Genomic DNA, 11,937 nt, shown 5'->3' on the forward strand with positions numbered 1-11,937 from the left:
CGGAGAACGCCGGGTTCCTGCCGCGCCCCGACAGGGGCGCGGGGAACTGCGCGAGAAACCGCACCCAACCTGCGGTTGCCGTCATCGAGCGCCTGGCAGACGCTCAGGCCGCATCCCGGGCCAGCCACTCAGGGAGCGCCTCGAAGTCGTCCGCACCCAGCGCGAGCAGCATCGCATCCGCCGGCGTCGGCTCGAACGGCTCCCTCAGCAGCTTCATCCCGGCCTGCTCCGGAGTCCGGTCGGCCTTCCTGTGGTTGTCCTCCGCGCACGCGGCCACCGTGTTCAGCCACGTGTCCTGCCCGCCCTGCGCCCGCGGCACCACATGGTCCACGGTCGTGGCCCTGCGCCCGCAGTACGCGCACCGGTGCCGGTCCCGGACCAGCACTCCCCGCCTCGACCATGGGGCTTGTCTTCGGAACGGCACCCGTACGTACCTGCACAACCGGATCACCCGGGGCGCGGGTATGTCCACATCGGCGCCACGCATGCGCAGTTCGGGGTGGGCCTGCTCGACGACGGCCTTGTCCTGCAGCACCAGAACGACGGCTCGATTCAACGTCACCGTCGACAGCGGCTCGAAGCTCGCGTTCAGCACCAGCGTGTCCCGCATCCAGCCCACCTCCCGTGTGCACCTGCCCACCCCCCGGCGGGCTTGGATCAACTCTGGACGGGCGCGCCGTGATGGACAACGCAATAAAAAATGCCCGCCTCCGATCACTTCCAAGACCGGAGGCGGGCAAACGTTCCGTGAACGCTCGGCTGAATCGCGGCGCCGCGCTCAGCCCTGCGCCGGGTTCTCGTACTCCCCGATGAGCTGTGCGCGTGCGATGGTGTGGAACCGCAGGTTGAAGCCGACGACGGCCGGCGACGCGTCCGCGTTCGGACCGAGCTTCTCCTGGTCGACCGCGTACACCGTGAAGACGTACCGGTGCGGCCCGTCCCCGGGCGGCGGCGCGGCGCCGCCGAAGTCCTTCGTCCCGTAGTCGTTGCGCGCGTGTACGGCGCCCTCGGGTAGCCCCTCGAACTTGCCGCTGCCCGCACCCGCCGGCAGCTCCGTCACGGAGGCCGGGATGTCGAACAGCACCCAGTGCCAGAACCCGCTGCCGGTCGGCGCGTCGGGGTCGTAGCAGGTCACGGCGAAGCTCTTGGTCTCCGGCGGGAAGCCCTCCCAGCGCAGGTGCGGCGAGGTGTTGCCCTCGGCGTGGACCTGGGCGCTCTTGAGCGTCGCACCCTCCTGGACGTCGTCACTCGTCACCGTGAACGACGGCACGGGCGGATGGAAGTCGTGGGGGAGCGGCCGCCGCTTGAGCTCGGTCACCTCGGTACCTCCTGATCGATGATCTGGAACCAGCAGTTCCCGAGCCTAGAACCAGTTGCGCTTGCTGCCGACCTCGGACAGCCACTGGTTCAGATAAGCCGCCCAGTCGGTCCCCATCCAGTCGTTCAGCCCCACCTGGAACGACCGGTAGGTGTCCGAGCCCTCGCTGAACAGACCCGGCTTCTTGTCCATCTCCAGCACGACGTCCATCGCGTGCTCGTCGGCCACGAAGCTCAGCTCGACCTGGTTCAGCCCCCGGTACTGCGACGGCGGGTAGAACTCGATCTCCTGGTAGAACGGCAGCGTCTGCCGCGTTCCGCGGATGTGGCCGCGCTCCATGTCCGCGTTCTTGAAGCGGAAGCCGAGCTGGATGAAGGCGTCCAGGATCGCCTTCTGCGCCGGCAGCGGATGCACGTTGACCGGGTCGAGATCCGTCGAGTCGACGGCACGCGCGATCGCCAGCTCGGTCGTCACGCCGATGTGCATCCCGCGCAGCGCCTGCCCGTCGATCATCGTGACCGGCGTCTCCCAGGGCACCTCCAGGCCGAACGGCACCGCGTGCACCGCACCCGCCTGCAGCTCGAAGGCCCCGCCGAGCCGCACCTTGGCGAACTCGATGTCCTGCTTGTACTCCTGGTCGCCGCTCTCCACCTCGACCTTGGCCTGCAGACCGACGGACAACCCCTCGACGTCCTGGTTCACGGACCCGCCCTGGATCCGCACCTCGCCCTGGACGACACCGCCGGGCACGACATTGACCTCGGTCAGCACCGTCTCCACGGACGCCCCACCGGCACCGAGGCTCGCGAGCAGCTTCTTGAACGCCATTGACTCTCCCTTTACGAAGACCCTCGACCCCTACAAACGCGATCCACCCCCCGACCGGTTCCGCCGGAGCGGTTCCGCGTCTGCACTACCCTCGGAGGGCATGATCGCGCCCCCGGACCGTACGCCACTGCCCCGAGAGTTCTTCGACCGCCCGGTCCTGGAGGTCGCCCCGGACCTGCTCGGCCGGATCCTGGTGCGTACGACACCGGACGGCCCGATCGCCGTACGCCTCACCGAGGTGGAGGCGTACGACGGCCCGAACGACCCCGGCTCCCACGCCTACCGCGGCCGTACCGCCCGCAACGCCGTGATGTTCGGGGAGCCCGGACACGTGTACGTCTACTTCACCTACGGCATGTGGCACTGCATGAACCTCGTCTGCGGTCCCGAGGGCCGGGCGAGCGCCGTCCTGCTCCGCGCCGGCGAGGTCGTCGAGGGCGTCGAACTGGCCCGCAAACGGCGAGTTTCGGCCCGGAACGACAACGAACTGGCCAAGGGCCCCGCCCGCCTGGCGACGGCCCTCGAGGTGGACCGGGCCCTGGACGGCACGGACGCGTGCGCCTCCGGCGAGACCCCGCTGCGCATGCTGACCGGTACGCCGGTAGCCACTGACCAGGTACGCAACGGCCCCCGCACCGGAGTCGCCGGCGAGGGCGGGAACGGCGACGCCCATCCCTGGCGCTACTGGGTGGCGGGGGACCCGACGGTGAGCCCCTATCGGGCCCATGTGCCGAGGCGCCGCCGAAGTTGACGCGCCCCGCGAAGATGCGTAACGTATCCCGAGCCGCTGAACCGGGTACGGCGATCGCCTGCAGCCGGAGCGGCCAACCCACTACCTAGCTACCACCCCTCGACGGGGTCGATTTTGGTGCGCTCGCGTGCCCGAATTCGACTTCCCGGACTCGATTATGAGTCGCCGGGGAAATGAGCTAACGTAGTGAATGTCGAAAGGGCGGACGGCGAAAGCCGAAAAACCCCGCCGACAGCCCGCCGACCGGGAATCAGACGCCGAAAGGATCTGATAGAGTCGGAAACACCGAAGGGAAGCGCCCGGAGGAAAGCCCGAGAGGGTGAGTACGAAGGAAGCGACCGTTCCTTGAGAACTCAACAGCGTGCCAAAAGTCAACGCCAGATATGTTGATACCCCGTCTACCGGATGGTTTCCGGTGGCGAGGTTCCTTTGAAAAAACACAGCGAGGACGCTGTGAACGGTCGGGCTTATTCCGCCTGACTGTTCCGCTCTCGTGATGTGTCGCCCCGATCACGGGGAAGCATTCACGGAGAGTTTGATCCTGGCTCAGGACGAACGCTGGCGGCGTGCTTAACACATGCAAGTCGAACGATGAACCTCCTTCGGGAGGGGATTAGTGGCGAACGGGTGAGTAACACGTGGGCAATCTGCCCTGCACTCTGGGACAAGCCCTGGAAACGGGGTCTAATACCGGATACGAGCCTGGGAGGCATCTCCCGGGTTGGAAAGCTCCGGCGGTGCAGGATGAGCCCGCGGCCTATCAGCTTGTTGGTGAGGTAACGGCTCACCAAGGCGACGACGGGTAGCCGGCCTGAGAGGGCGACCGGCCACACTGGGACTGAGACACGGCCCAGACTCCTACGGGAGGCAGCAGTGGGGAATATTGCACAATGGGCGCAAGCCTGATGCAGCGACGCCGCGTGAGGGATGACGGCCTTCGGGTTGTAAACCTCTTTCAGCAGGGAAGAAGCGAAAGTGACGGTACCTGCAGAAGAAGCGCCGGCTAACTACGTGCCAGCAGCCGCGGTAATACGTAGGGCGCAAGCGTTGTCCGGAATTATTGGGCGTAAAGAGCTCGTAGGCGGCTTGTCGCGTCGGTTGTGAAAGCCCGGGGCTTAACCCCGGGTCTGCAGTCGATACGGGCAGGCTAGAGTTCGGTAGGGGAGATCGGAATTCCTGGTGTAGCGGTGAAATGCGCAGATATCAGGAGGAACACCGGTGGCGAAGGCGGATCTCTGGGCCGATACTGACGCTGAGGAGCGAAAGCGTGGGGAGCGAACAGGATTAGATACCCTGGTAGTCCACGCCGTAAACGGTGGGCACTAGGTGTGGGCAACATTCCACGTTGTCCGTGCCGCAGCTAACGCATTAAGTGCCCCGCCTGGGGAGTACGGCCGCAAGGCTAAAACTCAAAGGAATTGACGGGGGCCCGCACAAGCGGCGGAGCATGTGGCTTAATTCGACGCAACGCGAAGAACCTTACCAAGGCTTGACATACGCCGGAAAACCCTGGAGACAGGGTCCCCCTTGTGGTCGGTGTACAGGTGGTGCATGGCTGTCGTCAGCTCGTGTCGTGAGATGTTGGGTTAAGTCCCGCAACGAGCGCAACCCTTGTCCCGTGTTGCCAGCAGGCCCTTGTGGTGCTGGGGACTCACGGGAGACCGCCGGGGTCAACTCGGAGGAAGGTGGGGACGACGTCAAGTCATCATGCCCCTTATGTCTTGGGCTGCACACGTGCTACAATGGCCGGTACAAAGAGCTGCGATACCGTGAGGTGGAGCGAATCTCAAAAAGCCGGTCTCAGTTCGGATTGGGGTCTGCAACTCGACCCCATGAAGTCGGAGTCGCTAGTAATCGCAGATCAGCATTGCTGCGGTGAATACGTTCCCGGGCCTTGTACACACCGCCCGTCACGTCACGAAAGTCGGTAACACCCGAAGCCGGTGGCCCAACCCCTTGTGGGAGGGAGCTGTCGAAGGTGGGACTGGCGATTGGGACGAAGTCGTAACAAGGTAGCCGTACCGGAAGGTGCGGCTGGATCACCTCCTTTCTAAGGAGCATCTAGCTGCCGCAAGGCAGCCAGAGCCACTACGCCAGCGAGTGTCTGGCGGTGGTTAGCTCATGGGTGGAACGTTGACTACTCGGCACACTCGGTCTGCTTCTCTTCCTAGTACTGCTTCGGCGTGGAACGGAACGGTGAAGAGGCGAGGGTGTCGGGCACGCTGTTGGGTGTCTGAGGGAACGAAACTTTCCTCAGTCGCCGGCCCCGGTGAAGCATCAGTGAAGCTGGTGTGTGACGGGTGGCTGGTCGTTGTTTGAGAACTGCACAGTGGACGCGAGCATCTGTGGCCAAGTTTTTAAGGGCGCACGGTGGATGCCTTGGCACCAGGAACCGATGAAGGACGTGGGAGGCCGCGATAGTCCCCGGGGAGTCGTCAACCAGGCTTTGATCCGGGGGTTTCCGAATGGGGAAACCCGGCAGTCGTCATGGGCTGTCACCCATACCTGAACACATAGGGTATGTGGAGGGAACGCGGGGAAGTGAAACATCTCAGTACCCGCAGGAAGAGAAAACAACCGTGATTCCGGGAGTAGTGGCGAGCGAAACCGGATGAGGCCAAACCGTATGCGTGTGAGACCCGGCAGGGGTTGCGTATGCGGGGTTGTGGGATCTCTCTTCCACGGTCTGCCGGCCGTGGGACGAGTCAGAAACCGTTGATGTAGGCGAAGGACATGCGAAAGGTCCGGCGTAGAGGGTAAGACCCCCGTAGTCGAAACGTCAGCGGCTCGTTTGAGAGACACCCAAGTAGCACGGGGCCCGAGAAATCCCGTGTGAATCTGGCGGGACCACCCGCTAAGCCTAAATATTCCCTGGTGACCGATAGCGGATAGTACCGTGAGGGAATGGTGAAAAGTACCCCGGGAGGGGAGTGAAATAGTACCTGAAACCGTGTGCCTACAAGCCGTGGGAGCGTCGGAAGCACTTCGGTGCTTCTCGTGACTGCGTGCCTTTTGAAGAATGAGCCTGCGAGTTTGCGGTGTGTTGCGAGGTTAACCCGGGTGGGGAAGCCGTAGCGAAAGCGAGTCCGAACAGGGCGCTGTAGTAGCACGCTCAAGACCCGAAGCGGAGTGATCTAGCCATGGGCAGGTTGAAGCGGAGGTAAGACTTCGTGGAGGACCGAACCCACCAGGGTTGAAAACCTGGGGGATGACCTGTGGTTAGGGGTGAAAGGCCAATCAAACTCCGTGATAGCTGGTTCTCCCCGAAATGCATTTAGGTGCAGCGTCGTGTGTTTCTTGCCGGAGGTAGAGCACTGGATAGGCGATGGGCCCTACCGGGTTACTGACCTTAGCCAAACTCCGAATGCCGGTAAGTGAGAGCGCGGCAGTGAGACTGTGGGGGATAAGCTCCATGGTCGAGAGGGAAACAGCCCAGAGCATCGACTAAGGCCCCTAAGCGTACGCTAAGTGGGAAAGGATGTGGAGTCGCACAGACAACCAGGAGGTTGGCTTAGAAGCAGCCACCCTTGAAAGAGTGCGTAATAGCTCACTGGTCAAGTGATTCCGCGCCGACAATGTAGCGGGGCTCAAGCGTACCGCCGAAGTCGTGTCATTCGTGCATATAGCCCTAACGGGTGCACGGATGGGTAGGGGAGCGTCGTCTGCCGGGTGAAGCAGCACCGGAAGGTAGTTGTGGACGGTTGACGAGTGAGAATGCAGGCATGAGTAGCGATACAAACGTGAGAAACGTTTGCGCCGATTGACTAAGGGTTCCTGGGTCAAGCTGATCTGCCCAGGGTAAGTCGGGACCTAAGGCGAGGCCGACAGGCGTAGTCGATGGATAACCGGTTGATATTCCGGTACCCGCTGTGAAGCGTCAAACATCGAATCCAGTGATGCTAAGCCCGTGAAGCCGCCGGGGCGCGTCTTTGACGTGTCTCGGAGTGGTGGAGCCGGTGACCCGAGCTGGTAGTAGGTGAGTGATGGGGTGACGCAGGAAGGTAGTCCATCCCGGGCGGTGGTTGTCCCGGGGTAAGGGTGTAGGACGCAGGGTAGGCAAATCCGCCCTGCACGTAGTCTGAGACCTGATGCCGAGCCGATTGTGGTGAAGTGGATGATCCTATGCTGTCGAGAAAAGCCTCTAGCGAGTTTCATGGCGGCCCGTACCCTAAACCGACTCAGGTGGTCAGGTAGAGAATACCGAGGCGTTCGGGTGAACTATGGTTAAGGAACTCGGCAAAATGCCCCCGTAACTTCGGGAGAAGGGGGCCAGTCCTGGTGATCGGTCTTGCACCGTGAGCTGGGGGTGGCCGCAGAGACCAGCGAGAAGCGACTGTTTACTAAAAACACAGGTCCGTGCGAAGCCGTAAGGCGATGTATACGGACTGACGCCTGCCCGGTGCTGGAACGTTAAGGGGACCGGTTAGCTCACTTTCGGGTGGGCGAAGCTGAGAACTTAAGCGCCAGTAAACGGCGGTGGTAACTATAACCATCCTAAGGTAGCGAAATTCCTTGTCGGGTAAGTTCCGACCTGCACGAATGGCGTAACGACTTCTCGACTGTCTCAACCATAGGCCCGGTGAAATTGCACTACGAGTAAAGATGCTCGTTTCGCGCAGCAGGACGGAAAGACCCCGGGACCTTTACTACAGTTTGATATTGGTGTTCGGTTCGGCTTGTGTAGGATAGCTGGGAGACTGTGAAGCATGCACGCCAGTGTGTGTGGAGTCGTCGTTGAAATACCAGTCTGGTCGTGCTGGATGTCTAACCTGGGTCCGTGATCCGGATCAGGGACAGTGTCTGATGGGTAGTTTAACTGGGGCGGTTGCCTCCTAAAGGGTAACGGAGGCGCCCAAAGGTTCCCTCAGCCTGGTTGGCAATCAGGTGTTGAGTGTAAGTGCACAAGGGAGCTTGACTGTGAGACCGACGGGTCGAGCAGGGACGAAAGTCGGGACTAGTGATCCGGCGGTGGCTTGTGGAAGCGCCGTCGCTCAACGGATAAAAGGTACCCCGGGGATAACAGGCTGATCTTCCCCAAGAGTCCATATCGACGGGATGGTTTGGCACCTCGATGTCGGCTCGTCGCATCCTGGGGCTGGAGTCGGTCCCAAGGGTTGGGCTGTTCGCCCATTAAAGCGGTACGCGAGCTGGGTTTAGAACGTCGTGAGACAGTTCGGTCCCTATCCGCTGTGCGCGTAGGAGTCTTGAGAAGGGCTGTCCCTAGTACGAGAGGACCGGGACGGACGAACCTCTGGTGTGCCAGTTGTTCTGCCAAGGGCATGGCTGGTTGGCTACGTTCGGGAGGGATAACCGCTGAAAGCATCTAAGCGGGAAGCCTGCTTCGAGATGAGGACTCCCACCCACTTGATGGGGTAAGGCTCCCAGTAGACGACTGGGTTGATAGGCCGGATCTGGAAGCACGGTAACGTGTGGAGGTGACCGGTACTAATAGGCCGAGGGCTTGTCCTCAGTTGCTCGCGTCCACTGTGTCAGTTCTGAGGCAACGAACAGTTGCCGGCTTTGAGCTGGAACGCATAACTACAGAGTGTGCTTGTTCGCTCGAAACCATTAGGGTTTCGGTGGTCATAGCGTGAGGGAAACGCCCGGTTACATTCCGAACCCGGAAGCTAAGCCTTACAGCGCCGATGGTACTGCAGGGGGGACCCTGTGGGAGAGTAGGACGCCGCCGAACAATCTTTAGGGAAGGACCCCTGGTCACCAGCGTTCAGCTGGGACCAGGGGTCCTTTCGTTTTTACAATGCTTGTGGTACCGAAGACAGGAGTCACCATGTCCACCAACTCTCCCGACGACCGACCGGAGCGCGACCAGCGGCGACGGGACAGTGGTGACCGCGGTGATCGCGGCGGCTACCGGAGCGACCGCGGCGGCTTCCGCCGTGACAACGACCGCCGCGACAACGACCGTGGTGGTTACGGCCGGCGTGACGACCAGCGCGGTTACGGCGACCGTCGCGACGACCGCGGCGGCTTCCGCCGTGACGAGCGGCGTGACGGCCGTCGCGATGACCGTCGGGACGACCGGGGTGGGTTCCGTGGTCGGGACGACCGTGGTGGTTATGGCCGGCGGGACGATCGTCGTGAGGGGGAGCGGGGTTCGCGTCCCGGTTTCCAGCGGGACGACCGTGACCGTGGGCCGCGTCGGGACGACCGGCCCGATGACCGGGGTGGGTTCCGTGGCCGGGACGACCGTGGCGGGGACCGTCCGTCCTACCGCCGTGACGACGACCGTGGTGGTTACGGCCGGCGCGAGGACCAGCGCGGTTACGGCGACCGTCGCGACGACCGCGGCGGCTTCCGCCGTGACGAGCGGCGTGACGACCGTCGCGATGACCGGCGCGACGACCGCGGTGGGTTCCGTGGCCGGGACGACCGTGGTGGTTATGGCCGGCGGGACGATCGTCGTGAGGGGGAGCGGGGTTCGCGTCCCGGTTTCCAGCGGGACGACCGTGACCGTGGGCCGCGTCGGGACGACCGGCGCGATGAGCGGGGCGGGTTCCGCGGCCGCGACGACCGTGGCGGGGACCGTCCGTCCTACCGTCGCGACGACGACCGTGGTGGTTACGGCCGGCGTGACGACCAGCGCGGTTACGGCGACCGTCGCGACGACCGCGGCGGCTTCCGCCGTGACGAGCGGCGTGACGACCGTCGCGATGACCGGCGCGACGACCGCGGTGGGTTCCGTGGCCGGGACGACCGTGGCCGCGGGCCGCGTCGGGACGACCGGGGTGGGCGGCCCGGTGGCTTCCGGGGGCGGGACGACCGCAGGGACGACCGCCGGGGCGGTGGCCGCTTCCGCGACGAGCGCGAGCGCGACCGGGACCGGGACCGCGAGCCGATCAAGCGGCTGCCCATCCCGGAGGACGTCACCGGTGAGGAGATCGACAAGGACGTCCGGCAGGAGCTGCAGAGCCTGCCCAAGACGCTCGCGGACGACGTCGCCAGGAACCTGGTGATGGTCGCCCGGCTCATCGACGAGGACCCGGAAGGCGCCTACGGCTATTCCAAGGTGGCCCTGCGCCTGGCGTCCCGCGTGGCAGCCGTGCGCGAGGCGGCGGGGTTCGCGGCGTACGCCAACCAGAAGTACAGCGAGGCCCTCGCCGAGTTCCGGGCCGCGCGGCGGATGACCGGCACCGTGGACCTGTGGCCGGTGATGGCCGACTGCGAGCGCGGTCTCGGCCGGCCGGAGAAGGCGCTGGACATGGCCGGCGCCCCGGAGGTGCACAAGCTGGACAAGGCCGGGCAGGTCGAGATGCGGCTCGTCGCGGCCGGCGCCCGGCGTGACATGGGCCAGCTGGACGCGGCCATCGTGACCCTGCAGAGCCCCGAGCTGGCGTCGAACGCCGTACACCCGTGGACCGCGCGCCTGCGGTACGCGTACGCCGACGCCCTGCTGGCCGCCGGCCGCGAGGGCGAGGCGCGCGAATGGTTCGCCAAGGCCGTCGAGGCCGACCGGGACGGCAGCACGGACGCCTCCGACCGGCTCGCCGAGCTGGACGGCGTGGAGTTTCTCGACGCCCTGGACGAGAGCGAGGACGCGGGCGAGCCCGAGTCCGCCGAGCCGTCCGTGGAAGACGGCGACGACAAGGACTGACGACCGTCACGGAGTTCAGAGAGACGAGGGCGGGTTCCCCCACGGGAGCCCGCCCTCCTCGTGTCCGGGGCGGTCAGATCTCCAGCGCCCGCAGCACCAGCCCCGACGCCGGCTTCGGGCCGAACGACGTCGACTTGCGGGGCATCGTCACGCCTTGGCGGGCCAGGTCGCGTACGACCTCCTCGCGGACCGGGTGCATCAGCACGGCCGTACCGCCGTCGCGTTCCGCCTTGGCGACCGTCGCGGCCGTGTCGTGGATGTACGCGATGTGGGCGGGGGAGTCCTCCGGGATGTGCCACACATGGTCGAGCAGGGTGGCGTGCAGGACCGTGGCGTCCAGGGAACGCCAGGCGGAGGGGCGGTCCGCGGGAATCGTGCGGGCCAGCAGGCCCGGGTCCGGGCGGTCGAGCAGGTGGAAGGCGCCGTCGCCGGCCAGCAGGAAGGCGTTGCCCGCGCAGGACGCGTCCGCCAGCGCCTCCAGGGCCTCGGCGAGCGGCGTGTCGAGGCGCCGCACCCGGAACAGGCCCTGCACGGCCGCGAGCGCGTCGGCGACCGGGATGCCGTGCAGCAGACGGTGGATGGCGCGGACGCGCAACGGGTAGCGGGCGGTGTCGACGAGCAGGACCAGGCCGTGGTCCCAGGGACTGGGCGAGGGATGCTCGGCGCGCAGCCGCAGATAGGTGGCCCAGCGGTGGTGGCCGTCGGCGATCAGGGCCTGCTGGTGGGCCAGGTCCGACTGGATCCGGGCCACGTCGGCGGGGTCGGTGACGGACCACAGGCGGTGGCGGAAGCCGTCCTCCGTGGTCGTGGCCAGCAGCGGCGGCGTGCCTGCCGTGCGCTCGACGACCTCGTCCGCCGTACCGTCGCCGCGGTAGGTCAGCAGCAGCGGCTCCAGGTTCGCGCGCGTGGCGCGCATCAGGGCCGCGCGGTCGGCGACCACGGGCGGCATGACGTCCTCGTGCGGCAGCACCACGCCCTCGGCCGGCTCCGACACCCGCAGCGCGCCGATGATGCCGCGCTGGAGCAGGCCGTTGCCGTCCCGCTGCTCGTAGACGTACAGGCCGGGCTCCGGGTCCGCGGTGAGGACGCCCTCGTCCAGCCAGCGGCGCAGGGTGTCCGCCGCCTGCTCGGTACGGGCGCTCGGGGTGCCGGCCTGGGGCAGGATCAGCCGGACGATGTTGTACGGGTCGGCGGACTGGAGGTGGTGCACCCCGTCGGGACGGACGACGACGTCGTACGGCGGGGAGGTGACGGAGGCCAGGCTGCCGACCCGGTCGGGGTCGTAGCGAAGGCCGCGGAACGGGCTGAGTTCCAGACCCCGGCGCGCCGTTGCCTCCGAGTGACCTGCAGTGTTCATCCCGGCATCGTACGTGTGTCAGTGGCGTGCGGGATGATCGGGGGAAAGGCGGGAGAACGCCTTGGTACGAC

Annotated in this window: 7 protein-coding genes and 3 rRNA genes; 6 read left to right on the top strand and 4 right to left on the bottom strand. The window is 65.3% G+C overall.

All coding sequences use genetic code 11. From position 1 onward, the window contains the following. Positions 1-103 precede the first annotated feature (103 nt). From OG956_RS28550 to OG956_RS28560, 3 genes are all read right to left on the bottom strand, one after another. A complete protein-coding gene (locus OG956_RS28550; protein WP_330340877.1) occupies positions 104-610 on the bottom strand; it encodes an HNH endonuclease in 507 nt (168 codons plus the stop codon). Positions 611-778: 168 nt separating this feature from the next. Next, complete coding sequence (locus OG956_RS28555) at positions 779-1,318, bottom strand: YbhB/YbcL family Raf kinase inhibitor-like protein (RefSeq protein ID WP_330340878.1); 540 nt, start codon at positions 1,316-1,318, stop codon at positions 779-781. A gap of 45 nt (positions 1,319-1,363) precedes the next feature. After that, positions 1,364-2,146 (bottom strand): sporulation protein, encoded by a 783-nt coding sequence (locus tag OG956_RS28560; RefSeq protein WP_330340879.1) that lies wholly within the window; start codon positions 2,144-2,146, stop codon positions 1,364-1,366. 100 nt (positions 2,147-2,246) lie between these two features. On the opposite strand from OG956_RS28560, the gene OG956_RS28565 reads away from it, so the two are divergent. The 6 genes from OG956_RS28565 (at position 2,247) to OG956_RS28590 (ending at position 10,509) form a co-directional block, all read left to right on the top strand. Further along, positions 2,247-2,897, top strand: a complete 651-nt coding sequence (locus tag OG956_RS28565; RefSeq protein ID WP_330340880.1) for a DNA-3-methyladenine glycosylase — start codon at positions 2,247-2,249, stop codon at positions 2,895-2,897. Positions 2,898-3,420: 523 nt separating this feature from the next. After that, a 16S ribosomal RNA gene (locus tag OG956_RS28570) occupies positions 3,421-4,947 on the top strand. Positions 4,948-5,244: 297 nt separating this feature from the next. Beyond that, positions 5,245-8,366: ribosomal RNA gene (locus tag OG956_RS28575) — 23S ribosomal RNA — on the top strand. 106 nt (positions 8,367-8,472) lie between these two features. Then, positions 8,473-8,589: ribosomal RNA gene (rrf, locus tag OG956_RS28580) — 5S ribosomal RNA — on the top strand. Together the 16S, 23S and 5S rRNA genes form the textbook arrangement of a ribosomal RNA operon. Before the next feature lie 154 nt (positions 8,590-8,743). After that, positions 8,744-9,871 carry a hypothetical protein gene (locus OG956_RS28585; protein ID WP_330342972.1) on the top strand — a complete coding sequence of 376 codons (1,128 nt, stop codon included), beginning with the start codon at positions 8,744-8,746 and terminating at the stop codon, positions 9,869-9,871. After that, a complete protein-coding gene (locus OG956_RS28590) occupies positions 9,763-10,509 on the top strand; it encodes a hypothetical protein (RefSeq protein WP_330342973.1) in 747 nt (248 codons plus the stop codon). The genes OG956_RS28585 and OG956_RS28590 overlap by 109 nt, the downstream gene beginning before the upstream one ends. Positions 10,510-10,582: 73 nt before the next feature. Here OG956_RS28590 and OG956_RS28595 read toward each other — a convergent pair whose 3' ends face one another. Further along, positions 10,583-11,866 (bottom strand): DUF1015 domain-containing protein, encoded by a 1,284-nt coding sequence (locus OG956_RS28595; protein WP_330340881.1) that lies wholly within the window; start codon positions 11,864-11,866, stop codon positions 10,583-10,585. Positions 11,867-11,937 lie beyond the last annotated feature (71 nt).

It is taken from the genome of Streptomyces sp. NBC_00557, from assembly GCF_036345995.1.
In the GTDB taxonomy this organism is placed as follows: domain Bacteria; phylum Actinomycetota; class Actinomycetes; order Streptomycetales; family Streptomycetaceae; genus Streptomyces.